This is a genomic window from Burkholderia sp. MS389 (assembly GCF_016899425.1).
GTDB lineage: Bacteria > Pseudomonadota > Gammaproteobacteria > Burkholderiales > Burkholderiaceae > Burkholderia > Burkholderia sola.
Window position 1 is genome coordinate 1037722 of record NZ_CP045995.1, and the last position, 25913, is coordinate 1063634.

Annotated in this window: 13 protein-coding genes; 7 read left to right on the forward strand and 6 right to left on the reverse strand. The window is 68.6% G+C overall.

Annotation, left to right across the window (positions count from 1 at the left end; translation table 11 throughout):
• Positions 1-21: 21 nt before the first annotated feature.
• From GJG85_RS21080 to GJG85_RS21100, 5 genes are all read right to left on the reverse strand, one after another.
• On the reverse strand, positions 22-303 hold the full coding sequence (locus tag GJG85_RS21080) for a hypothetical protein (protein WP_204384380.1): 282 nt from the start codon (positions 301-303) through the stop codon (positions 22-24).
• A 73-nt stretch (positions 304-376) separates the two neighbouring features.
• Entirely contained in the window at positions 377-967 is a 591-nt protein-coding gene (locus GJG85_RS21085; protein WP_050015056.1) for a hypothetical protein, read from the reverse strand.
• A gap of 111 nt (positions 968-1078) precedes the next feature.
• Positions 1079-1402 carry a hypothetical protein gene (locus GJG85_RS21090; RefSeq protein WP_089489544.1) on the reverse strand — a complete coding sequence of 108 codons (324 nt, stop codon included), beginning with the start codon at positions 1400-1402 and terminating at the stop codon, positions 1079-1081.
• A gap of 1213 nt (positions 1403-2615) precedes the next feature.
• The gene (locus tag GJG85_RS21095) at positions 2616-2834 is read right to left on the reverse strand and encodes a hypothetical protein (RefSeq protein WP_162484455.1); all 219 of its coding nucleotides are present in this window, start codon (positions 2832-2834) and stop codon (positions 2616-2618) included.
• Between the two features lie 340 nt (positions 2835-3174).
• Positions 3175-4101: an AraC family transcriptional regulator gene (locus GJG85_RS21100; protein ID WP_050015052.1), complete on the reverse strand. Its 927-nt coding sequence runs from the start codon at positions 4099-4101 to the stop codon at positions 3175-3177.
• 181 nt (positions 4102-4282) lie between these two features.
• On the opposite strand from GJG85_RS21100, the gene GJG85_RS21105 reads away from it, so the two are divergent.
• Both GJG85_RS21105 and GJG85_RS21110 read left to right on the forward strand, forming a co-directional pair.
• Positions 4283-4744 (forward strand): (2Fe-2S)-binding protein, encoded by a 462-nt coding sequence (locus GJG85_RS21105; RefSeq protein WP_050015050.1) that lies wholly within the window; start codon positions 4283-4285, stop codon positions 4742-4744.
• Positions 4745-4746: 2 nt separating this feature from the next.
• On the forward strand, positions 4747-6957 hold the full coding sequence (locus GJG85_RS21110) for a xanthine dehydrogenase family protein molybdopterin-binding subunit (protein ID WP_050015048.1): 2211 nt from the start codon (positions 4747-4749) through the stop codon (positions 6955-6957).
• Between the two features lie 121 nt (positions 6958-7078).
• Here GJG85_RS21110 and GJG85_RS21115 read toward each other — a convergent pair whose 3' ends face one another.
• Entirely contained in the window at positions 7079-8281 is a 1203-nt protein-coding gene (locus tag GJG85_RS21115) for a Fic family protein (protein WP_050015046.1), read from the reverse strand.
• A gap of 417 nt (positions 8282-8698) precedes the next feature.
• Here GJG85_RS21115 and GJG85_RS21120 point away from each other — a divergent pair, with 417 nt between their 5' ends.
• The 5 genes from GJG85_RS21120 to GJG85_RS21140 all read left to right on the forward strand — a co-directional run bounded on the left by GJG85_RS21120 (position 8699) and on the right by GJG85_RS21140 (position 25894).
• Positions 8699-9097, forward strand: a complete 399-nt coding sequence (locus GJG85_RS21120; RefSeq protein ID WP_050015044.1) for a winged helix-turn-helix domain-containing protein — start codon at positions 8699-8701, stop codon at positions 9095-9097.
• Positions 9098-9509: 412 nt separating this feature from the next.
• On the forward strand, positions 9510-10664 hold the full coding sequence (sctQ, locus tag GJG85_RS21125) for a type III secretion system cytoplasmic ring protein SctQ (protein WP_050015043.1): 1155 nt from the start codon (positions 9510-9512) through the stop codon (positions 10662-10664).
• A gap of 3 nt (positions 10665-10667) precedes the next feature.
• Positions 10668-11342, forward strand: coding sequence for a type III secretion system export apparatus subunit SctR (gene sctR, locus GJG85_RS21130; protein WP_006480865.1), 675 nt, complete (start codon positions 10668-10670; stop codon positions 11340-11342).
• Positions 11342-12130 carry a lytic transglycosylase domain-containing protein gene (locus tag GJG85_RS21135; protein ID WP_050015041.1) on the forward strand — a complete coding sequence of 263 codons (789 nt, stop codon included), beginning with the start codon at positions 11342-11344 and terminating at the stop codon, positions 12128-12130. The genes sctR and GJG85_RS21135 overlap by 1 nt, the downstream gene beginning before the upstream one ends.
• Before the next feature lie 252 nt (positions 12131-12382).
• The gene (locus GJG85_RS21140; protein ID WP_204384382.1) at positions 12383-25894 is read left to right on the forward strand and encodes an LWXIA domain-containing protein; all 13512 of its coding nucleotides are present in this window, start codon (positions 12383-12385) and stop codon (positions 25892-25894) included.
• Positions 25895-25913 lie beyond the last annotated feature (19 nt).

Consider the following 25913-nt stretch of genomic DNA (forward strand, 5'->3'; position numbering starts at 1 on the left):
CCTCCGACCCAGGCAACCGTACTAATTCCCCTGAATGCCTTCAGTTTTCGTTGCTTCCCCGAACTGCTTCCAGCCGCTGCCCAGCTGGGACCACGAGCCGGCCGACATGCCCTGCCACTGCTGGGTGTCCGGTCCGCCGATGGCACTGCCCGACGAAAGCGTGTGTTGTTCTGACGGTTTGGTTGTCTGGTCAGGTTTGTTTGACGTCTGCATAGTCGATTGCCCACCATCGGCAGCACGGTCAGCGCCATACGCCGTCAGAGACGCGAACATCAGAGCGGCGGCAATCAGGTTCTGCTTCATGCCAACTCCTTACGTGACAACGATGCGGAAAAGAGACCAGCGTCGCTGGGAAACTGGCCCCCCCCACACCTGACTAATGACTGCTCCCGGTCGCGCTCGAGTCGCCCTGGCTTCCGCCCGATGCGGACGGCGAACCGGCCGGACCGGTACTCCACACGGTCGACGAGTTGTAGTGATTCGAGCCCGTGATCGCGCCCGACCCGCCACCGCCCGTCCATCCCACGGCACCCGCGTTGGCATTGCCGTGGTCGTTCGCGCCCGTGGCCGTGTAGTGGTTCGCGCCGAGTACGATCGTGGCGGTCACCCCTCCCGAAAGCGCATTCGCGTTCTCGTTCGTGCTGCCGTTTCCAGCGAACGAGCCCGCGGCACCGATACCGCCGCCTGCCGCGAACGCGCCCCCGTTCGTGCCCCAACCGCTGGCCGTCGAAGTCGAGTTGTGATACGCGGACGCCGTGCCGGCGGAGCCGGCGGGTGTCACGGTACTGCCCGCATTCGCGCCGGCCGTCGAAGTCGAATTGCTGGTATAGCTGCCGGAGCCGACCAGCACCGAACCGGAAACACCCGCCGCGACGGATTGCGTCTGGTTGGTCGTGGACGATCCGGCCGCCAAAGCAGCGGACGAAATGACGGTGAGCGCTGTCGCTAATATGACTTTGGCTTTCATAGCAATTCCTTGCTGTGAGGAAGTTCGACGGTGGCGGAGCCGGGCCTGCCCTCGCGGGGCAAGACCCGGCATCCGACCCGCCAGCCAATGACGAACGCTACGCGTCGCGGCTTAGTGGTGATACGTCCAGCCGGTCGAGCCGGCATTCGCGCCGCTGCTGCCGCCCGCTTGTGCGCCGCCGAAGCCGAAGCCGCCGACCGTCGACGTTTGCGTGTGGTTCGTGTACGAGATCGAACCGCTGCTGCCGCCACCGGCCACTGCGCCGGCTGCGCCGAGCGCCGAGCCCGAATCGGTCGCGGAGAAGTGGCCGAACCCGGCAACCCCGGCCATCGTCTGGCCACCGCTCGACGAAGTGCTGCTCGACACCGTGCCGCTGCCGGCAAACGCTGCACCCGAAACCGCCAGAACTGCTGCTGCAATCAGAAGCTTCTTCATGGTGGACTCCTAACGGCGTGGAGAGAATGAGCACGGAAGATCGCACGCCATCGACCTTCCAGCCGCACGCAATCCTTAAAAGTAAGGATTACTATAAAATTGATAAATCAGTGCTTTATCGGAAATCGGCTTTTTATTTTTACAGCCGAATTCTAGTTTTATGTTTTTAAGTTGTCCAAAATTTATTGATAGGTGTTTTCTATTATTTTTACGATCATTGAGATGAACAAAAAACACCCTTGATTCAATTAACCGAAATGACGCGCACATCTTTCCGGCTCGCGATTTTCAATTCCACGTCGAAAACGAATGCCGGCACTGGCGCCCGTTTCCGGAATTGAAAATCAGCGATTATATTGACTACCGCAAAATGCAGTGCCCGCTCGACACGCACCCTTCATCCGGGCGATAACGGGCCGGCATTGCAGCCAGACGACATGTCTGCTCCCTGAGCTGACGAAGAAAGGCCTTCCGGATAACCGGCCGACGCGCGTTCGAACTAGTCCGGCCGGCGCCGGGGCTGGCCCGGCGCGATCGAAACGGCGCTGCACGGTTGAAGAGGAATCGGCGCCACGCTGTCCGGCACGAACAGCAGGCCGCATCCGGGAATGCTGAATGAAGTGGAGCGCCGCTGTCGGCGGGTGGCCGCGCGAAGCGACGAGCGCGCCACCACGCGGCGCGCGCGGAGGGCGGCAAACAGGCAACGCGCGATCGACGACGCTGGCACGGCGTCGCAAGCGCTACCCTGATCGTTCCCACTACCCCTTTGGTGCGCAAGAAATGCGCGGATCATGCCACTGCTTATAGTGTTCATCGCCGTTTCCCCGACAGGCATGTGACGAACTGGCCGCCCCCACATCGTTGTTGCATCGTGTCGACCGCTCGCCGGTGCGTCCTATATCGCAAACCCCATGCCATGCGATATTCCACCGAGCATTGCATGCGGTGTGCGGCCGCCAGGCCTGATCATTTCTCCAGAAACGGCGTTTTTTTGTTTCATGAATGTATCGTGATAATGAGGCGCCCCCTACAGCGATCATTGAAGATCGTGACGCAATATCGTGATTTGATGGAAGAATCCGGCTCGCTGGGCATGGGCGGACACCCGTGTGACCGGGTGTTTCAATCTTGAGAGGCGAATCTCGACTCACCGCTCGGGGTTCGTGCGTTTCCACTGACAAACCGCGTGTTGCGGCATGCCAGCAGCCGTCCATTACCCCGACGAACCAGGGCCGGTCGCTCGATGCTTCACGCCGAACGGCCGCCGATACGGCCGGAACACGGGTTCACCGAGAAATGCAAAAGGAATTTGATTCATCCGTGAAAATACCCGCACGATCACGCGGCGAAAAATCGTGCCATCGGGCGTGTTGCAGTCGCAATAACCGAACGAATGAAAACGTCCAATTCCCACACAAACGGGCGCCTTCATTTTTTCACCGTTCGATTCACCTTCGCGCACGAAGCGACGACGATCGATTCATCGAACAGACATCTTCACTCGGCTATCCGTTTGATTCTCATCACTGAAACATTTCGATTCAAGACGGCTTTCACGTCTTCAATCTCGTGAAAGCCTGATTCATCGCGCGTTTCGTCGCATCGAACCGTAACGATCCAGCAATCTCCGTGGGTGCTTCCCTGTCCCCAAGGTTCGCGCGTGAGACACAAACGTTCAATTTCGACGAAGGCCCGCATCGGACAGGCGACGATTACAGTCGCGAACCGTGGCGCGACCGTCGGCACTGCGCAAGACCGGAGCGCGCCGCCCGTCAGCCGAGCAGTTCCTTCTTGCGCAGATGCACGACGTCGCGCATCGGCGGCGCGCCGAACAGCCGGCTGTATTCGCGGCTGAACTGCGACGCGCTTTCGTAGCCGACGACGGCCGCCACCGACCCGACGTCGCCGCCCTGCCGCAGCAACAGCAGCCGCCGCGCCTCGTGCAGCCGCAGTTGCTTCTGGTACTGCAGCGGGCTGAGCGTCGTCACGTGCTTGAAATGATGGTGCAGCGACGACACGCTCATGTTGACCGCCTGCGCGAGCGATTCGACGCGCATCGGCTCCGCGAAATGATCGCGGATCCATTCGATCGCGCGTGCGATCCGGTGCGTCTGGCTGCCTGCGATCGCCATGTGCCGCAGCCGCGTGCCCTGCCCGCTCGTCATCAGCCGATACAGCACCTCCTTTTCGATCAGCGGCGCGACGACCGCGATGTCGGCCGGCGTATCGAGCAGCCGCAGCAGCCGCAGCGCCGCGTCCAGCAGCGGCGGCGTCAGCTCCGCGAGCGCAATCCCCTCGCCTTCCGGGCCCGCATCGGGCTCGGGCAGCCGCATCTCGGCCGCCAGCTCGACGATGCGCTGCGGATCGAGCGTCAGCGACAGGCACAGATACGGTTCGTCCACCGACGCACGCGTCACGCGCGAGAGGATCGGCAAGTCGATCGACGTAATCAGGCAATTGTGGGTGTCGTATTCGTAAGCCTGGCCGGCCACGATCACGCGCTTCGCGCCCTGCGCGGCGATCACCAGCGCGGCGCGCGATACGCCGCAGCCGAGATCGACCGGCCGCGTGTGCCGATGCAGCATCAGGCCCGGCACGGCCGTCGAATGCGAGCCGTCCGCCGGCGCGAAACGGCCGATCAGCGACGCCAGCTCACGTCGCCCGGATTCGCGCGACGCGACGATATCGGTCATGTCCATGACGCATCCTCGAATGATTTCCCGTGTCGCGCGAGCATAGCGAAACGGCCTGCGGCGTGCCGGGGATTTGCAGGATTGTTCAATAAATTTGCAGGATTGGGTAGACGCAAATTCGGGCTGCTCGCGCACACTCCCGGCTAACCTGCCCGTAAGGCGGGTTTTCCCCACGGAGACATACAACATGCCTACCTCGTTTGTCCTGAACGGCAAGAACGTCACGCTCGACGCCGATCCGTCGATGCCCGTCCTCTGGGCGATTCGCGAACACGCGGGACTGACCGGCACGAAATTCGGCTGCGGCATGGCGCAGTGCGGCGCGTGCACGATCCATCTCGAAGGCCAGGCCGTACGCTCGTGCGTGCTGCCGCTCGCCGGCATCGCGGGCAAGCACGTCACGACGATCGAAGGCGTGCAAAGCAAGCCCGCGCAGGCCGTGCAGGCCGCGTGGGTGAAGCTGCAGGTGCCGCAATGCGGCTATTGCCAGTCCGGCCAGATCATGTCGGCCACCGCGTTGCTCGAACAGAACCCGAAGCCGACCGATGCGGACATCGACGCCGCGATGAACGGCAACCTCTGCCGCTGTGCGACCTACGCCCGCATCCGGGCCGCGATCCACGATGCGGCCGCGACACTGGGAGCCTGACCATGACGATCGAACTCGACCACACCGATGCGGTGCGCCCGTCGCGCCGCACGTTCCTGAAAGCCGCGGGCGCCGCTGCCGCCGTCAGCCTGACCATCGGCTTCGACTGGGCCGGCCTCGGCCGCCGCGCGCTCGCCGCGACCGCGCCGGCCGGCGAATTCGCGCCGAACGCCTTCCTGCGCATCACGCCCGACGGCGCCGTCACGGTGATCGCGAAGCACGTCGAAATGGGCCAGGGCGCGTATACGGGCATCGCGACGATCGTCGCCGAGGAGCTCGACGCCGACTGGTCGAGCGTGCGCGTCGAAAGCGCGCCGGCCGATGCGAAGCGCTATGCGAACCTCGCGTTCGGCACGATGCAGGGCACGGGCGGCAGCTCGGCCATGTCGAACTCGTGGCAGCAACTGCGCGAAGCGGGCGGCAAGGCGCGCGCGATGCTCGTGTCGGCCGCCGCGGCCCGCTGGAAGGTGCCGGCCGCCGAACTGACCACCGCCAACGGCGTCGTCACGCACGCAAAGAGCGGCAAGACGGCCGCATACGGCACGCTCGTCGCCGATGCGTCGAAGCTGCCGGTGCCGGACAAGGTCACGCTGAAGCAGCCGGCCGATTTCAAGCTGATCGGGCATCGGATTCCGCGCGTCGACGCATCGTCGAAATCGAACGGCACCGCGCATTTCACGCTCGACACGACGTTCCCCGGCATGCGCGTCGCGCTGCTGCAGCGGCCGCCGCGCTTCGGCGCGACGGTGAAATCGTTCGACGCGACGGCCGCGAAGGCCGTGCCGGGCGTCGTCTCGGTCGTGCAGGTGCCGGGCGGTATCGCGGTCGTCGCGACGGGCTTCTGGGCCGCGAAACAGGGCCGCGACGCGCTGAAGATCGACTGGGACGAAACGAAGGCGGAAAAGCGCGGCTCGGACGAGCTGATGCGCGAATACCGGCAACTCGCCGAGAAGCCGGGCGCGTCCGCGCGCAAGGACGGCGATGCCGATGCGGCGATCGCCGGCGCGGCGCGCAAGATCAGCGCGACGTACGAATTCCCGTATCTCGCGCATGCGCCGATGGAGCCGCTCGACGCGGTCGTCAAGCTGACGGCGAACAGCTGCGAGATCTGGGCCGGCGACCAGTTCCAGACGGTCGACCAGGGCAACGCGGCCAAGGTCGCGGGACTGAAGCCCGAACAGGTGAAGATCCACACGCTGTATGCGGGCGGCAGCTTCGGCCGGCGTGCGAACGCGTGGTCGGATTACGTGGTCGAGGCCGTGTCGATCGCGAAGGCGCTCGGCGCGGACGGCAAGCCGGTCAAGCTGCAATGGACCCGCGAGGACGACATCCAGGGCGGCTTCTACCGGCCGATGTACTTCCACAAGCTCGACGCGGGCCTGACCGCGGACGGTCGGCTGGTGGGCTGGCGTCACCGGATCGTCGGCCAGTCGATCCTCGCCGGCACGCCGTTCGAGGCATTCATGGTCAAGAACGGAATCGACGCGACGTCGGTCGAGGGCGCGGCGAATCTGCCGTACGCGGTGCCGAACGTGTCGGTCGAACTCACCACGACCCAGGTCGGCCTGCCGGTGCTGTGGTGGCGCGTGGTCGGCAGCTCGCACACGGCGTACGCGGTCGAGGCGTTCATCGACGAAGCCGCGCATGCGGCCGGCAAGGATCCGTACGCGTTCCGCCGCGACCTGCTCGCGAAGGAGCCGCGGATGCGCGCGGTGCTGGAGCTGGCCGCGCAGAAGGCCGGCTGGGATCCGGCCAAGCCGCTGCCGAAGGGCCGCGGGCGCGGGATCGCGGTGGCCGAGGCGTTCAAGAGCTATGTCGCGCAGGTGGCCGAGGTGTCGGTCGATGCGGACGGCAAGGTGAAGGTCGAGCGCGTGGTGTGCGCGGTCGACTGCGGGATCGCGATCAATCCCGACATCGTCGCCGCGCAGATGGAAGGCGGCATCGGTTTCGGGCTCGGCGCGGCAATGCACAGCGCGATCACGCTGAAGGACGGCCAGGTCGAGCAACGCAACTTCGACGGCTATCACGTGCTGCGGATGGCCGAGATGCCGAAGGTCGAGGTGCATATCGTGCCGTCGGCCGAGGCGCCGACCGGGGTCGGCGAGCCGGGCGTCGCGCCGGTCGGGCCGGCCGTGGCGAACGCGATCTTCGCGGCGACGGGCAAGCGGCATTACGTGCTGCCGTTCGATTCGGCGGAGAGCGCGAAGGCTTGATGGGCCGGGACGCCGGCTGCGGCGCAAGGTATGCGCCGCGGCCGGTGTTTTTCAACGCATCGTCAACACCATGCTCATCCGGGCCGAAGCCGCATGACAGGACGCGGCCCGCCACGCTCGCTCACTCCTGCTCAACTTCGGGCCAAAGCCTCGGAAACAGAAACCGCAGGCTATTCAACGGCAATCCAAAAGAAAGCTCGCCGCGATGCGAAGGCGAGGTCAGCAGCCCGTAGTCCAGCAGCGATCGAACGATCCTGCGCGCCAGTACGTCGCTGACACCCAGCATCTGCGCGAATTCCGCACGCGTGACGGTCCGGCGCAGCGCCACGAACTCCATCGCCAGCGCCGCCGCTTCCGGTTTGATCACGGATTTTTCCGAGCGAATCGTCCATGGGTTGGCCTCCAGGAACCTCAGCAAATCCAGCAGCCGTCCCGTCACTCCATCGAACTGGGTCATATGCACCATAAAACCGACCTGGTCCTGACAGCAGTCGAGAAAAAACCGGGCGAACTTGACCAATCCTTCCTGGGATAGATTGCCACGGCCGTCCAGATCGTTGCGACGCGTCTGGTCGGCCTCGCTCAGCCTCGCGTAATACTGCTCATGCTCTCGCGCCAGCCCTCGAAGCGGCGACCAGAGACCGTGGGTCAGATCGGCAGCGCGCAACCCGAGATGCGAATGCAGGCGCGCCACGCGCCCGTTGCCGTCCATGAACGGGTGCACCCAGGCGAGGCGATGATGCGAACAGGCAATGCCGATCAGTTGATATTCCTTGGCCCGAATGCGCGCGTAACGTGTCGCCCAGACCTGAAGCAGCGGCGCGATCATTTCCGGTTCCGGCGCCAGATGGCGCCCGACCGTCACGTCCCCGCGCCGAAATTCGCCCGGGACGACGACATTGCCGTCGGCGGTCATTCGCTCGTCGTCAGGCAGGCAGGAAAAGAAGCGATCGTGAATGGCCGAGATCCGCGCCGGCTCGAACAACGCAGCGACCGGTAGCGCACGCCACTCTTCCTCGAGCGCGGCTTCTGCCGCGATATGCGCGACCGCAAAGCGCTGCTTCTTGCGTTCGACGAGATCGGTCGAATAATCCCGATGCAGCGCCGCCTCGATCTTGGCAGGCGTCGTGTGCTGGCCTTCGATCTTGTTCGTGTAGTACGAGTTCATCGCGCGCAATTGCGGCACGAGTGCGGTGGCCAACGGGGTATCGCGTATGGCAAGCAACCGCTGCGAAGAATCGACGAGTTCGGCGGCCTGCTCGAGCAGCGGATCGAGTACGCGATCCTCGGGAAACAACGGTTCGAAGGTAGCGACGGTCGTCATGCTTCCCTGTATGGTTCCATGTAGGGTTCAATGTCGGCCATTATAATAACTTATGTTGCTGATTTATATTGATTTTTCATTGAACCACGTAGAGTTAAATGTAGGGTTCAATGTAGGGTTCCCATCGCATGCCGCTAACCCCGGTTGTGCCGCTTGTTACGATGTCCTCCCCACACGTTACGTCAGACGTAACGCCCGTAACGTCGCCACCCGATGCTACGTAACAATCCTTCACTATTGCCCGGCCGCTTTCATCGGTCGCCCGGCGCTCCCCGTTAAAAATTCTTTTAAATTCAACGCTTCCCCGCCGTCCGCGCCCTTGCCGCGGGCTCGCACCGCCGGACAACCATCTCCCTGGCCCGGAAGTTGCAGCACAGGACCCCGCAAACACTCCTTTACGGACATGCGAGGGCCACCATGGATTGCAAATACCTGTACATCGACAACATAAAAATCAACTTCGTCCGCCGCACGATCGAAATCGACAACAAGGTCGTCGACGTGACCCCGCGCGAATTCGACGTCGTCGAATTCCTGCTCGACAACATGAACAAGATCGTGCCGCGGCAGGCAATCCAGGAAGCCGTATGGGGCCGCGAGCTCGGCGTGTCGTCGCGCACGCTCGACACTCATATCTCGCGGATCCGTTCGAAGCTGCAGCTCGAACACGACAAGAACCTGCGCATCATCCCGATCTACGCGGTCGGCTATCGTCTCGTGCTGTTCGGTGCGGCGATGACGCACGTCGAGCGCCACGACGCGGCGCCGATCATGCGCGCGGCGCCGCAGCCGGCGATGTCCGCCGACTACGCGTAACGCTTCGCCCGCGCGCCGCCCGTTCGCCGCGCGCCGGCAACGCCTCCCCACCGCGCTGCGCGGATCCGCAGCCCCTCGCGACCTGCCAGCCGGATGCGGCCTGCCCGCCGTCCGGCCCCGTCAGCCAATCGCGCCCCGACCGCCGCCTCCGGGCGGCGGTCGCCTTTGACCGCCAGCCGTCGCGCCGCCCGCTTCATCGCCCGCCGCCGCACGCCGCTGCACCCTGCCGCACTTCGTCACGCTTCGTAGCGCCGCGCTCCCGCCGTCTGCGCGCGCTGGTCGCGACTACGGATTCCGGCGCGGCACGCGGCCATCGCCGTCCCTACAATCGACGCAGCAGCCGCGCGCCCCTCGGCGCCGCCGGCATCAGAACAACCCGTCGAACCGACGCCGAATCCGCCCCGATCCCGCCGTGCCTGCGCTGTTCCTGACGAATGCCGACGCCGGCGACGCCGCGAACCGGGCCATGCCCGCCGCTTCGCCGCCGCCCGCCGCCGCGCCGGCCGCGGTCGCGCTCGACGCGTCGCCCTACCTGCCGCGCCTGTCCGCCGCCGCCGCGCGTGGGCTGTCGCATGCGTATTGCGCGACGGGCGCCGTCCCGGTCACGCTCGGCGAGCATGCGTACGAGGTGTGCTGGCGCGTCGACGCCGAGCCTGCCGCCGATGCACATGCGTACCGTTTCGTCGTCGGCCCGGCCGCCGGCACGCTGTGGATCGACCCGATCGCGGAAACCGAATGGCTCGGCGATGCGGCCGATCCGGCGGTTCCGGCCGTGATCCGCGCGGCGCTGCTCGCCGATCTCGCCGCGCCGCTCGCGGCCGTGCTGCAGACGGCGACGCGGCAGCGCGTGGAACTGCTGCCGCCGGCGGACAACGCGCCGGCCTGGCACGCGTTGCCGTCCGCGTTGCGGTTCGAGCTGCGGCGCGCCGACGCCGCGTGGCGCTGCCACGGCGCACTGCTGTTCGACGCGCCGGATGCGCTGGCCGTATTCTTCGCGGCCGCGCCGGCCGCGCTCGCCGACGCGCGCGCGGCCTACGCGAGCCTGCCCGTGCCGCTCGTGTTCGAGATCGGCCGCACCGAGCTGACGACGGCCGAACTGGCCGACGTCGTCGGCGGCGACATCATCGCGATCGAGCGCTGGCAGGCGCACGAGCAGAACCTGCTGTGCGTCGCGCGGCTGCCGGCCGCGCCGGCGTGGGAGATCACCGGACGGCCGTCGGGCAACCGGCTGACCGTCGAACGAATCAGGGAGATGCCTTTGGAACCGACCCGCACCGACTCCGCGCCGACGACGACGCACGACGCGCCGCCCGCCGACGCACCGCGCTCGCTCGACGGCCTCGCGGTCGACCTGCGCTTCGAGCTGCCGCCCACGTCGATGCCGCTCGGCGAACTGAGCGCGCTGCAACCGGGCGCCGTGATCGAGCTGCAGCAGGGCATCAACCAGAGCGTGATCCATCTCGTCGCGAACGGGATGCTGATCGGCACCGGCCATCTGATCGCGGTCGGCCAGAAGCTCGGCGTACGCGTCGTCACGCTGACGCAACCCGCGCCGCGCGAGCGCTGAACGATGGGCAACCTGCCGAATCCGGTCGCGCTGATCGCGGTGATCGCCGCGCTCGGCATCGCGCCGTTCGCGGCGCTGATGGTGACGAGCTACACGAAGCTGGTGGTCGTGCTCGGCCTGCTGCGCTCCGCGCTCGGGATCCAGCAGGTGCCGCCGAACCTGGTGCTGAACGGCATCGCGCTGATCCTGTCGCTGTTCATCATGGCGCCCGTCGGGATGTCGATCCGCGACGCGCTGCAGGCGCGCCACTTCGATGCGTCGGGACAGTTGTCGACGTCGGACATCGGCGCGCTCGCCGATGCCGCGCTGCCGCCGATCAAGGATTTCCTCGTCTCGCATACGCGGCAGCGCGATCGCGAATTCTTCGTGCGCACCGCGACGTCGGTGTGGCCGAAGAACCGCGCGGACGGCATCAAGGACGACGACCTGCTCGTGCTGGTGCCGAGCTTCACGCTCGCCGAGCTGACGAAGGCGTTCCAGATCGGCTTCGTGATCTACATCGTGTTCATCGTCGTCGACCTGCTGGTCGCGAACATCCTGCTGGCATTAGGGATGCAGATGATCTCGCCGACCACGATCTCCGTGCCGTTCAAGCTGCTCCTGTTCGTCGCGCTCGACGGCTGGTCGCTGCTCGTGCACGGGCTCGTGCTGTCGTATCGGGTCGCCGGAGCCGGATGATGCGCGCACGCGCCCTGCGAACCGCCGCCGCGTGCGTTGCCGCGCTCGTCGCGCTCGTGCTCGCGTGCGGCCAGCCCGGCGTCGCGCAGGCAACCGGCAGCGCCGCCGGTTTCGCGCAACTCGCTCGCGCGTGCGCGCCGAACGTCGACCCCGCTACGCTCGCCGCCCTCGTGCGCACCGAGTCGGGCTTCAATCCGTATGCGATCGGCGTGGTCGGCGGGCATCTGGCGCGCCAGCCCGCCTCGCTCGACGAGGCGCGCGCGACCGCGCGCGCACTGTCGTCGCGCGGCTTCAGCTACAGCGTCGGTCTCGCGCAGGTGAACGAACGCAATTTCGCGAAATACGGGCTCGACGAAGCGACGATGTTCGAGCCGTGCCGCAATCTGCGGGCCGGCGGCGCGATCCTGACCGAATGCTTCGCGCGCTCGTCGGGCACCGGCGGCGCGACGCAGGCCGCGTTGCGCGCGGCGCTGTCGTGCTATTACAGCGGCAACTTCACGACGGGCTTCTCGAGCGGCTACGTGAGCCGCGTCGTCGCGAGCGCGCAGCGCAACGCGCACGAAGGCGGCATCGAGCCGATCCCGGTCGTGCGCGACGTGCCGCCGCCGGCGCGGCAGCGACGCATGGAGGCGGCCGCGACCACGCCGCCCGACCGCGCGCGCCGGCTGCCGTTGCCGGCCGCCTCCGCCGACGCCCCGTCGTGCCATGCGCGCCCGGTCGTGATGATGTGCCGCGGCTTGCCGGCGAGCCAGGCGAAGCGGCTGTGCGTGCGGTGTCTCGATCAGTAATCGCATGATCGCGCGCGGCGCCGGGCGCGCGCGTCCGCGCCGCTTTCAGGGGTCCGAACGACGCCGCGCGGCATGGCTGCCGCACGCCGCGCGCATCTCGTAGCCCGCGCGACGCCGGGGCGCCGAGCGCTTCCTGCCGCTACGAAACAGCGGCGTTCCCGCCGCCGGGTGCGTCCGTACACTCGAACGATCACGTCGCGGCGTGCAGGACGCCGCGCGTGCCGCGCATCGCGCGGCTCAACGGAGACGAGCATGCTGTTGATCGACGGATTGGGACTGGGTGTCAACTGGCAGCGCTTCCTGTCGGAAACGCTGAATCCGGTCGTTGCACCGCCGCCCCCGCCTCCACCTCCGCCGAAGAAGGACGATCCGGCCGCCGGGCCCGCGAACCCGACCGCCGCGCCGCCGATTCCCGTCACCGCATCGCTGGCCACCGATCCGTCGAAGCCGACCAACGCCGAGATCCAGTCCGCGACGTCGCTGATCCAGAGCATGGCCGCGCAATATACGGCGCCGCCGCCCGACATCACGGTCGAGAACGACAAGACGCGCGCGGTACAGAAAGCGATCCAGGACGCGCAGACGAAATACGACAACGCGTCGCAGACGCTGCAAGGCGCGCAGAACGTGCTGCATCTGGTCAACCGCGATCCCGAGTCGACGGCCGACGACCGCAAGACCGCGCAGGCCGACTACGCGAAGGCGCGCACGACGGCCGACACCGCGCAGCGCGAGCTGAACGTGACGACCGACGCCGGCTACATGATCCTGTACGGCGAACAGGCGAACGCCGACATGCCGGCCGGGATGAAGATCGACGATTCCGGCAAGGTGACCGACCCAGGCGACGCGCAGCACGCGGCCGACCAGCAGTTCAAGACGCTGCTCGACGCCTTCCCCGATCATGCGAACGATCCGAACTGGGTGCCGCAACCGGGCGACTGCAAGAACCCGCTGCAGATCCGGCTCTACGACAATTGGCAGACCGCGAGCGCGAAGGCGGCCGTGGGTGCGTCGAAATACTTCGCGGACGTCGCGAATTCCAATCTCGCGTATACGCAGTTCCAGTCGTACCTCGCCGATCCGGACTACAAGGCCGCGCTCGATGCGGGCGTCGGGCGGCTGAACGACGCGTTGCAGCCGCTGGAGCTGCAGGTCACGATGCCCGATGCGCCCGCTTCGCAGGATGCCGCGCAGCAGGCCGTCACGTCCGCCGCGAAGGATGCGAATTATGCGAACGCCGCGTACGGCGCGGCCAACGACAGCCTGGCGCTCACGAACGCGCAGCAGCGCTACGATTCGGCCAGCGGCAAGGAAGGACCGACGGTGGTCGTCGCGAACGAGGTGTCGGACGCGAAGACCGCGCTCGCCCGCGCGCAGACGGCCGCGAACACGAGCGGCGGCTATCTGCAGATGCTGTCCGCGCAGCGGCAGGTCGACACGCTGCAGGCCGACTATACGAAGAAGCAGGACGCATCCAGCGCGTGGCACAAGGACAATCCGCACGCGATGATCAAGGATCCGCAGGTCGACCTGGACCTCGGCGATGCGTATGCGAAGCTCGATCAGGCGAAGCAGCAGGCGAGCATCGCGCACGACGGCTTCGTCGTCGCGTACGGCGCGACGCTCGCGCAGCAGTACGACGATCAGGCGTCGCAGCTCAAGGCGCGGGTGAACGCGCAATCGATCTTCACGAAACCCACGCTTCAAACGCCGCTGCTGACGCCGTCGCTGTCGACCGCGAACGGCCTGCCGGGTGTGCCGGCATCGTCGTTGTCGACGGCGACGTCGGCCGCCCCCACCGGCACGCCGACGCTGCCCAGCGCGTCGCCGCAGGCCTCGCCGACGTTGCCCGGGTCCAATGGCGCATCGTCGCTGCCCGCGTCGCCGCTGCTCGACCGCCCGTTCCTGCTGCCGCAGTCGTCGGGCCCGACCGCCGCACAGGCCGGCCCGACGATGCTCGACGTGAAGCGCATGCAGACCGTCGCGGGCGCGATCCGCGCGGCCGACAGCCGGATGTCGGATTCGGTCAACGAGCGCGCGACCCAGCTCGCGCTGTCGCAGGCGCACATCAAGCAGACGCAGGCGAAGAGCACGCTCGAGTCAGTGCAGAAAAAGTACGACGACTGGGCAGCCGCGAATCCGCCGCCCATGCGCTTTCGCACCGTCTCGGGCGACGACATGATCCCGGCGCCGTCGGCGCCGCGTCCGAACCTGTATCAGGACGAGCTCGACAAGGCGAAGGCGGCCGTCACGCAGGCCGACAACGCGGTACAGCGTCTGCAACTGCTGAGCGAAACGTCGCACCAGCAGGTGCTGATGGAAGGGTTCGACGCCGGCCTCGACGAACGGCTGCGCTATGCGGCGCCCGGTTCGGACGCCGAGAACGACTACAAGAAGGCGCTGCACGATTTCTACGAAGCGCATCGCGGCGAGTTGTCGAATTCGCTGCTCGACGCAGCCAGCGCGAGCACGAACAACGGCGGCACGATCGCGTTCGGCAAGTTGACCGACAACGCGCAGCGCAATCTGATCGGCGTCGCGCTCGGCATGCAGCCGGACGTCCAGAACGACGCGGCGTCGAGCGACGGTTCGGATCCCGTATCGCCGACGAAGGACGACGTCGCGCGCTACACCGACAAGGACAAGCTGAAGACGATCAACAGCGTGCGCGACAAGCTGCTGTCGATCGGCGGCGGCGCGACGACGCAGGTCAGCGTGTTGCCGATGGTCTACGCGGCCAAGGATGCCGGCATGACCACCAGCGCGCTGTTCAAGGTCAGCGGCAAGGACGGCACGCAGTACGTCGACGAGACGGCGAGCAACTACGACGACATCAACGATTACATCGACAACAACGAGCTGTCGACGGACGGCACCGTCGACATCGCGACCGGCCACAACGCGGACGGCACGCTGCAGCTCGTGTCGAAGGCCGCGCATCACGAAAGCGGCTTCGACAGTTTTCTGAACACGCTGACGAGCACGGGCCTGAACATCGGCATGATGGTCGGCGGGATGGCGCTCGAAGGTCTCGGCACGCTGCTCGACGGCACCGGCATCGGCGCGATCGTCGGCGTGCCGCTGAACATCCTCGGTGCGGGGATGATGTATACGGCGATCGGCGCGACGATGACGAGCGCCGGACTCGATCTCGCCAATCGCGCCGACCACGGGCGCAGTCTCAATCCGTTTACCGACCCGGGCGCGCGGGCCGACTTCATCAACCTCGTGCCGATGGGCGCGGCGGGCGCCGCGAAGCTGGCCGGCAGCAAGCTGTTCACGCGCGCGGTCACGGCGCTCACGCGCACGCCGAAGGTCGCGTCGGTGCTCGCCACCGGCGCGCGGACCACCGCGGTCGTGACGGGCGTGGGCGGCGCGGTCGAGGCGTTCGGCGAAGCGGGCTACGAGTATTTCGTCACCGGCGACAAGAAAGCGGCCGGCGAGCAGCTCAAGTCCGGGATCACCAACGTCGCGTTGATGGCCGCCGGCGGCCTCAAGGAACGCGCGGTGACGTCGGTGCGCACACGCATCGGCCAGCCGGTGCCGATCCGCGGGGCCGACGGCAAGACCGTCAGCGTCGACAGCCAGACGATCGGCCGGATTCTCAACAGCGGCGACGCGTCGTCGCTCGCGGCCGGTCGCACGCGCGTGACGCTCGACGGCGAAGCCGTCAAGGTGTCGCCGGACGGCACGCTGCGCGTGGGCGACAAGGTGCTCACCTACGACAACACGCCGATTCGCGTGCTCGACCGCGCATCCGCGAAGCGCCTGCCGCCGGGCAAATCGGTGGTGCTCGGCGAGGACGGCACGCTGTCCGTCGTCTCGGTGTCGCCGAAGGCCTGGACCAATGGCACGCGCGTCGACGACGTGGCCGGCACCGGCGAACGCATGTCGTTCGGCCCCGACGGCGAGATGAGCGTGACGCCGAAGATCGTCGCGAAGACGCCGCTCGACGTGCTGCAACACGTGCTCGACCAGGCGAGCGACGCATACCGGCAGACGGTCGCCGGCGCGCAGGCGCCGCGCCGCCTCGCGCAGACGGCGGCCGAAGGCGAAGCCGCGAGCGTATCCGCCGACGCGCGCAGCACGCGCCGCACCAGCGAGGAACACGCCCGCGTACAGCAGCAGCGCGACGAAACCGATGCCGAAAGCAGCACGACCGCGAGCACCAACCGGCGCAGCGCCGACACGCAATCGATGCGCTGGCGGCCCGTCGCGGCCGACGAGCCGGCCGGCCCGGGCACGCGCGCGAAGCCGGACGGCACGCCGCCGCGCGTCAACGCGAAGGTCGTCGATCTGACGGACGACGCGCCCGTCGCGCGCGCGGCGACGTCCGATCCGGCCGGCATCGCCGTGCCGCGCGGGCCGAACGCCGAGCCGATGGAAATCGGCGATCGCACGGTCTACGTGGTGCGCAGCGGCGCGACGCCCGACGCGCCGGGTGCGCGGCCATCGTCGCCGCGCCCGCAGGATCTCGCGGAACCGGTAATCGTCGTCGCCGGCGAACACGACGCGGCGCTCGCACCCGAGCTCGCGAACCGCTGGCAGAAGCCCGTCTATGCAGCCGCGCCCGATGCATTCGGGGCGGACGGCCAGTTGCGCGCGGGCGCGCGCGTGCTGCGCTTCGATCCCGCGCCGGAGACGGTCGCGGCCCATGAAGCCGGCCTGCCGGCCGGCATCGCGCCCGACGAAGCGCCGCCGGCTGCGCCCCGCGCGGCTGCCGACGACACGGTGATCGTGCTGGCCGGCAAGCGCGGCCCGAACGAACCGGCGATGCCGCGGACGGCTGCGCCGCCCGAGCCGGTCAACGCGCTCGATGGCGTGTTCAGCGCGCCGAACCGCGTGCTCGTGCTCGTCAAGCCGGAACACGCCGGCACGCCCGAGCGGATGGCGGAACGCGAAACCGCCGCGGCCAACCGCGGCGCACGCGCGCTCGACGACGCCGACGGCCAGGCCGACCGCGCGCCGACGGGCGGCGAACGTCGCACCGCGGCGAACGACGACATCGGCCTCGCCGCCGCGCACCCTGAAACGACCGAGACCGCCCCGCCCGACGCCGGCGCCGCGAAGCCGGGCTGGGTCACGCGGATGCAGATGCGCTTCGGCGGCGCGGCACTGCCCGAAGCCGCGCAGGCGCTCGCGATGCAGTCGGGCACGCTCGCCACGCAACTGCGCATGCTGCAGGACGCCGGCTGGCGCGTGACGCTCGGCAAGCGCGGCGGCGGCAGCCGCATCGATCCGCGCAAGCGCCGCGTGACGATCGACGGCGCGCTCCAGCATCCGGGCAGCATCACCTATACGCTCGCGCACGAAGCGCGCCATGCGGTCGAGGCGATGGCCGGCGTGCTGAACCTCGACTACGGCAACCGCAGCCGCTTCACGCGCAAGGCGCTCGAAGCCGAGGCGCGCGCGCAGATCAACGCGTTCGAGGCACGCTACGAAATCGAGCTCGCGGGCGGCGGCGACATCGCCGCGCACGTGCGCCTGCCGGATGCGATCGAGCGCGAAGGCGCCGCATGGCGCGCGCCGTCGCGCGACTATGCGGGCACGGTCGGACGCCTCGTCGACGCATTCGCCGATGCGCCCGTGTCGGGCCGCGACGGCGAGACCTACCGCGATTTCTACGACGACGTATGGTCGCGCCAGAAGCGCCGCGGCGGCATCCCGCGCCGGATGCCCGCGCCGCAGACGCACGAGACGGGCGACGTGCCGCACGGGGTGCGCAGCTTCGACGAACGCGTGGCATGGAGCCGCGCGCATGCCGAATATGCGTCGCCGTTCGGCGACGGGCCCGTGCCCGCGGCGGCCGACCTGCAGGCGGCGCGCAGCCGCCACTTCACGATGCTGGAGGACGAAGGCGTGTTGATGCTGCACGCCGACACGTTGCCGGACGGCACGCTGCTCGCCGGCGGGCGGCCGGCCGGCGTGCACGAATACGCGCTCGACCAGGCGCCGTCGTTCCTGGTCAAGGATGGCTATTCGATCGTGCTGTCCGCGAAGCACGGCGGCGAGGCGGCCGCCGCCGGGCTCGCGAATCTGTGGCAGCGGCCGGTGTATGCGCCGCCCCCGCACGCGGTCGGCGAACACGCGGCGCTGCTCGACACCGGCGCATTCCGCCGCTACGATCCCGCGCCCGCGGCGCCGCACGATCTCGGGCAACTGGCGGCCGACGCCGAAGGCGTGCACCTCGAAAGCAATCCGGCGGCGCGGATCGACGTCGAGCGTCACGTCGGCGAGCTGCTCGGCGCCGGTGCCGAAAAAACCGTGTTCGCGCTCGGTCACGATGCCGCGCTCGCGGTTTACGACAACGGCCCGCATACGTCCGAAGCGCGCCAGATCGAGGCGGCGATCGACGAGAGCATCGCACTCGACGATCTCGCGTCGTACGGGCTGAAGACCGTGACGATGGACGGTCCGTTCTCCGCGCTGAATCGCGTCGCCGTGCTGTACCGGCCGCTTGGCGTGTTCCACAGCTTCGGCTTCGAGACGGGCGCGCTGCCGCGCGTGGTGTCGCGCGCGGCGCTCGAGCACATCCGGCAGATTCGCGAAGTCGTCGAACGCACCGGCATCGGCTTCGACCTGCAAGGCCTCTTCACACGCGGCGGCGATTTCCTGCTGAGCGACCCCGGTGCGATCGGCATGGGCGCGGGCGAGCATTTCACCACGCTGCAGCGGCTCGCGGTGATCGAACGCGCGCTGACGCAAGGCCTCGAGCGCGGCCACGTCGAACTCGCGCATCCGCGACTCGCCGAAACGCCGCCGCCCGATGCGTTCGTGCAAAAGCCGTCGGTCATCACGCGCGTGCGGATGCGCTTCGGCGGCGCGCCGCTGCCGAAGGAAGCGTACCGGCTGATCGACGCATCGAGCCTGCTGTCGCAGCAGCTTCGGCTCGGCGCCGACGCAGGCTGGAAAGTCGTGCGCGGCAAGCCGGGCGGCGGCAGCAAGATCGACACGCGACGGCGGCGCGTCACGATCGACGGGGGCCTGCAGTCGACCGGATCGATGGTCTACGTGCTCGCGCACGAAGCCCGCCATGCGCTCGAGGCCGCGACCGGCACGCTCGGGCTCGACTATGGCTCGACGCAGCGCTACGTGCGCAGCGCGCTGCTCGCCGAGGCGCGCGCGCAGGTCAACGCATTCGCGGTGCGCGACGAGATCCGCGCGAACCTCGGCATCGACATCGGCCGCCACGTCGCGCTGCCCGACGCGATCGCCAACGAATACGGCCGCGCGCGGGCCGGCGACGCCGCCTCGCTCGCGCGCCTCGCCGACGCGTTCGAGCACAGCCCGACGTCGCTCGACGGCGGCGTCACCTACGGCGAGCTGTACCGGCGCCAGGCGCAGGCCGCGCAGCGCGCCGGCGTGACGATGCCGGCGCCGCGCGAGACGGCCGCCACGCTCGCCGAAGAAACGGCATGGTCGCGCGCACGTGCGGTGAAGGCCTCGCCGTTCGACGGCAAGCCGGTCGCCGGCGTCGACGCGCTGACGCTCGATCGCTCGGGTCCGCTGTCCTACGACCGCGACGGCCGCATCGTGATCGTGCATGGCGTCACCGACGCGCAAGGCCGCCTCGTCGATCCGGACGGCCGGCCGTACACGCCGGTCGAGGTCACGCTCGCGCACCGCTCGGTGCTCGGCCTGCCCGGCTCGTCGGTGATTCTGTCGGCACGCAACGGCCGCGACGCCGCCGCCTGGCTCGCGAACGTCTGGCAGCGCCCCGTCTACGCGCCGCCGACGATCGCGGTCGGACTCGGCGCCGAGGCGCGGCTCAGCCATACCAACGCGTGGCTGCGCTACGATCCGGCGCCGCACCAGCGCCCGGACCTCGGCGCGCTCGACGTCGACGGCAACGGCGTCCACGCGAGCGGCGATCCGGCCGCACGCGTGCCGGTCGAGCGCTTCACCGGCGCGGCCACCGGCGCCGGCATCGAGAAGACCGTGTTCGAACTGGGCCGGCGCAATGCGATCGGTCTCTACGAGGGCACGGACAATCGCGCGATTCTCGGCCACATCGAATCGATCCGCCTCGAACAGGAAGGGCTCGCGGCGCTGCGCGCACACGGGCTGCGCACGCTGACGGTCGGCGGCCCGTTCGCGGCATTCGATCGCGTGGCCGTGATGTACGCGCCGTTCGCGTCGCTGAGCAGCCACGACGTGATGGCCGGCATGCTGCCGTCGCGCGTCACCCGCGACGCGTTCGCGCAGCTCGACCGCGCGCGCGACATCACCGCGCAGCACCGTCTGTACTACGACTTCGAAGGCGTGTTCGATGCGCACGGCGACTTCTACCTGAGCGATCCGTCGACGGTCATGACCGATGCGCCGAAGCTGAACGTGGAAGGCATCGTCCGCGAGATCGGCACGCTGCGCGTGATGCTCGAGGACGGCATCGCGCGCGGCGCGATCGAGCTCGCGCATCCCGGCATCACCGAGCACTTGCCGCCCGACGCGTTCGTGCAGAAGCCGTCCGTCATCACGCGCATCCGGATGCGGTTCGGCGGCGCGCCGCTGCCCAAGGCCGCCCATGCGCTCGTCGACCGCTCGAGCCTGTTGCGCCAGCAGGTCGCGCTGGCCGGCGAGGCCGGCTGGAAAATCGTGGTGGGCCGGCCCGGGCGCGGCAGCCGGATCGATACCGCGAAGCAGCGGATCGTGCTCGACGGGCAGTTCTACGGCGCCGGCACGCTCGTCTACACGCTCGCACACGAAGCGCAGCATGCGGTCGAGACGATCACGCGCCGCCTCGCGCTCGACCGCTCGTCGCCGGACGCGCTGACCGACAGCGCGCTGATGGCCGAAGCGCGCGCGCAGGCGAATGCGTTCGCGGTGCGCCGCGAAATCCTCGACGATGGCGGCATCGACATCGCCAGGGACGCCCGCCTGCCCGATGCGATCGCACGCGAAGCCGACCACGTGATGCCCGGCGACGAAGCCGGGCTGCGCCGGCTCGCGGCCGCCTTCGGCGACGTCGCGCCGTCCGTGCCGGGCCACGCGACCTATCGCGCGTACTATGCGAGCCAGGCCGACGCGATGCACGCGCTCGGCGTGCCGCGCGAGATGCCGGCGCCCGCGCCGCAGCCGGGGTCGAACGCGCCGGTGCCCGCAGCGGCGGCGGACGCCGCGCGCCGCCAGCATGCGCTCGATCACCTCGCCTCGCACGGCAAGCGCGACCTGATCCGCATCGACGGTTCGCAACTCGCGTCGCTCCAGCAGATGAAGGATGCGTTCGGCACGAATGCGCACGTGCTGATCGCCGAGCATGAAGCGCGGCCGGACGCGTCGATCGACGCGCGCCATGCGCAGCCGAAATTCGTCGCGAGCATGCGCACCGACGAGCACGGTACGTTCGTCGACAAGGCGTCCGCCGATCCGGCCGTGTCGATCCCCGACGCGGTCTATCGCGCGCTGAAGGACAACGGCAGCGCGGAACGGGCGGACGTCGATTTCTACGTGTCGCCCGTGCCGCTCGCGGAATTGCGCGAGTACGGCGGCGCCGCGCGGATCACCGCGCGCAGCGACGGCCGCACGTGGGAAGCCGAACAGGCGGCCGCGACGCCCGACGCGGACGTCGTCACGACGCTGAAGTCGCTTGCCGACGCGCCGCGCTTTCGCCGGCCGAAGCAGGCGGCGAAAGCGGCCGGCGACGGCGCGACGCTTTACGCGATCGACAAGGAAACCGGCAAGGTGCTCGGCTACGCGACGCGCAACGCCGCGCACGACTGGACCTATCACGAGTCGACCTCGCTCGGCGACGCGACGATCGCGCCGCGCGATCTCGGCGCCGCATTCCGCCGGCGCGCGCGCAACCTGTCCGGCGGCCGGCGCGGCGTGCGATTCGTCGTGACGGACGTCGCGCACGACACGGTCGAGCGCTACGGCGGCTTCGCGCCGGCGGAAATGCGCAAGGCGCTCGGCGACGAGAAGCCGCCGATGCAGAAACTCGGCACGCGCGTGCAGCGCGGCCTCGCGAAAGCCGACCCCGGCGTGCGCCGCAAGATCGCCGAGATCGAAGGCGCCGACAGTCCGTTCCTGCCGCCGAAGCTCGTCCCGGACAGCAAGCAGCTCGCGATCGACTTCAGCGGCGCGAACACGCTGCACCTGATGCGTGCGCTGGAACTGAAGGCGCTGGGCGGCAATCACTACGTGTACGTGTACGAGACCGATCATCCGGTTGCCGAATCGCTGCATACGCGCCGCGGCATCATCGCGATCCACGACGGCAACGCGCTCTGGTACGACAACGCCGAGCAATTGCGCGACCACCCGGACGCGGGCCGCCCGCTCGACGAGATGCCGCTCGGGCGCGGCCCGTTCGGCGCGAACCAGCACTTCCTGCTGTCGACGCTCGCGCCCGAGGCGTTCGATCCGCGCGCGACCGCCACGCAGAAAGCCGCGCTCGCGCAACGACTCACGCAGCTGCTCGACGAGAAGTCGTATTTCGATGCGCTGCCGCAGAAGTTCGACCTCGCCACGCGGTGGATCCGCACGCAGATCGCCGGCCAGATCGATCGCGTGAAAGCCGCTCAGGCCGACCTCGCCGCGGCCCAGCAAGCCGCGCAGCCGGCGGGCGGCGGCGCCAGCGGCGCAACCGGCTCCGCCAGCCGGGTCCGCAATGCGCTGCGCGGCAAGGGCGGCCGGCGCAACCGCCGCGCCGCGAACGCGGCAAACGCGTCGAATGCGCCGAAGCCGCCGAAAACGCCGGCGGCCAAGCCGCTGACGCTGCGGCCCTACCAGCCGAGCCTGGGTTCGAGCACGGTCGCGGAATGGGTGATGCGTTACGGCGCCGCGAAGGTGGCCGACTGGTTCCCGACGATCGGCCGCGTGAAGGCGGTCACCGCACGCAAGAACCAGCCCGATGCCGGCGGCCTCGCGCTGACCGACGAACCGCAGACGATCCTGGCCGACGCACCGATGCTGAAGGCGCTCGGCATCCCCATCGGTCTCGCGCGCGAGGTGTCGAGCATGCCGTCGCGCGGGCCGGTCGCCGATCCCGGCGGCGATCACAACCGCTTCGTGAAGTGGATGCAGGCTTACGCCACGCGCCACAGCGCGGCACGCATGATCGACAAGCGCGCGATCCAGGCGTTCGTGCGCGCGCCGGCCGAGATCCAGGACCGCGTCGCGCCGATGGCGCGTGCGTTCAACCTGCGCGACGATCCCGCGCTCGCGGTGCGCTACGTCGAGCAATATGGCGGCGCGATGCCGGTGGTGTCGATTCCGGTCGATCCGCATACGCTCGCGGCCGCGCGCGGCGGCAAGCACGATCCGGCGTTCATCCGGCGCGCGCGCCAGTTCGGCTCCCCGATCGGCGCGCGCTACAACGAGGCCGACGCGACGATCACGCGCGAGGCGCCGGACGGCACCACGCGCACGCTCGAGCTCGACGACATCGCGCATCTGCACAAATGGCTCACCGCGGCATCGCGCCACGGCTTCCAGCTTCGTCTCGAAGCGGCGTCGGGCCGCCCGCTCGTCTCCGCGGACGACCGCCGCACGATCGCCGGCACCAACGACAGCTATGCCGAGTACACACGGCTGATGACGTCGTTCGAGACGTGGTCGCACGATCACGCCGGCGAGCCCGCGCCGAACGTGATGCTGAGCTTTCACGGATGGGACGCCGTGCTCGAACCGGTGCCTGGCGCCGGCCACGTCGAGCTGCTCGATGCGCTGCTCGACCGCAAGGCGATCGACTGGCTGCACGTCGGGCTGTCGTACGGCACGCACGGCGCCGACTTCATCGCGAACCAGGACCTGACGCGGGCGCTGGCGGAACGGATCGTCGACTATTACCAGACCGACCGTCACGGCAAGTTCGCACGGTTGCACGGCGCCGATGCGCTCACGCGCGTGTTCGAACCGGTGAGCCCCGAGGCGTTCGCGAACCAGCAGCAGGTGCTGTTCGCGGAGATCGCGCGCATCGGCAAGTCGAAAGGGCTGTCCGACGACGCGCTCGCGACGCTGCGCGGCGAACTGTACGAACGCAACACGACCGCGCTCGTCAACCAGGCGCGCAAGGCGACGATCGAGCATGCGATGACGCAGTGGGCGTCGGCCGATCATCCGCCCGCCACGCGCACCGAAAAACTCGCCCGCCGCTTCGGCGAACGCTGGCTCGCGGAAGCGGGCGGCCGCGCGCCGGCGCGCGGCACCGTCGTGTCGACCGCCGATCCCGCCGGGCCGCTGCCCGACAGTCGCGCGTACTGGCAATCGGTGGTCGAGCGCGAAGCGCTGAAGAACGATCCGTCGAAGCCGATCAGCGTCGGCCGGCAGATCGCGGCGAACCCGAAACAGGCGAAGATGATCGAGGAACTGCAGGCGCTCGCGCAGATCAACGCGCTGCGCGTGCATCGGCCGTCGTTCCGCAAGGCGGAGCTGTGGAAGTCGATCGGCTTCAGCTCGCTCGTCACCGGTGCGGGCGCGCTCGTGATCGCCGATACGCTCGGCGCGACGCACGTGCTGCGGCAGGACATGCTGAGCAGCGCGACGTCGTCGTTCCTGCTGGGCTCGCGTCTCGGTCGCGTGTTCCAGGTCATGCACCAGGGCGCGGTGCGCAGCCTGCAGGCCGGCGATCCGAAAGCCGCGCAGGCGGTGCTCACGCGGCTCGAAGTGACGCTGTCGCGGCAGCTGCGCTCGGGCGCGCACGATTACGGCCAGAACCGGCGCGCGCAGCTCGAGCAGATCTCGAACGAAGCGCGGACGCTGGCCGCGCAGTATGTCGAACTGAACCGCGTCGGGCTGATGAGTTTCGACGACGCGACCACCCACATCAAGGCGCTCGCCGCGGACGTGCTCGCGCAGATGCAGGGCACCGTCGGCGGCACGTCGCTGCAGCAGCTCCATACCGGTAACCCGCGTCACCTGTTCGGGATCGCGGGCCGCGCGGGCGCCGCGATCACGTCGACCGCGACGCTCGCGGTCGGCATCAGCGGCATGGTGCACGCGCACGGGGCGTTCGATCTCGCCTACGGCTCGGCCGCCATCGCGAGCGGTGCGTTCGGCGCCACGTATGCGGGCCTCGTCTACACGATCGGCGCGCACCGCGTGAATGCCGACAAGCGCAGCCGCATCGTGCGCTTCACCGATTCGGCGAGCGACTTCATGGCCGTCGCGTACGGCGGTCTCGGCACCGGCGTGCAGTGGAGCGGCGGCCATTACGATCTCGCGATCGCGACCGGCGTGTCCACCGCGCTGCTGCTCGGCGGGCGTCTGAACACGCATTTCCCGAACGCGACGCCGCTGATCAAGAAGATCCCGACGGCCGTCGTGCTGATTCCGGTCGGCGCGTTCGCGTACAAGCTGATCGAAGGTCTGTTGACGACGTTCTTCGGCTCGGGGTCCGGTTCGTCGAATCAGTCGAATTCGTCGCAATCGAATCTCGCGCCCGGTGCGTCGCCGAGCGCGTCGGCCAGCCGTTCGGCCAGTCCTTCGGCAAGCGCCGCGCCAAGCGCTTCGGCGAGCGCATCGCCCAGTGCGTCGCCTGCCGCGCCGGCTTCGCCGTCCGCCAGCGCCACGCCGTCGACCGCGCAACCGTCGGCGTCGCCGCAGCCCTACATCGTCGTCGCGGGCGATTCGCTGTGGGTCATCGCCGACCAGCATCGCCAGTCGCTGCTCGACGCCGCGCACGTGTCGCGCGCCGATCAGCAGGCGATGACGCGCGGCGAGCAGGATACGCGCGCGTTCAACGAGATCCTGCAGCTCAATCCGTCGGTGTCACGCGATCCGAACCGCCTGTCGGTCGGCACGCCGCTGATCGTCGGCTGATCCTCGCGCGCGGTGCGCG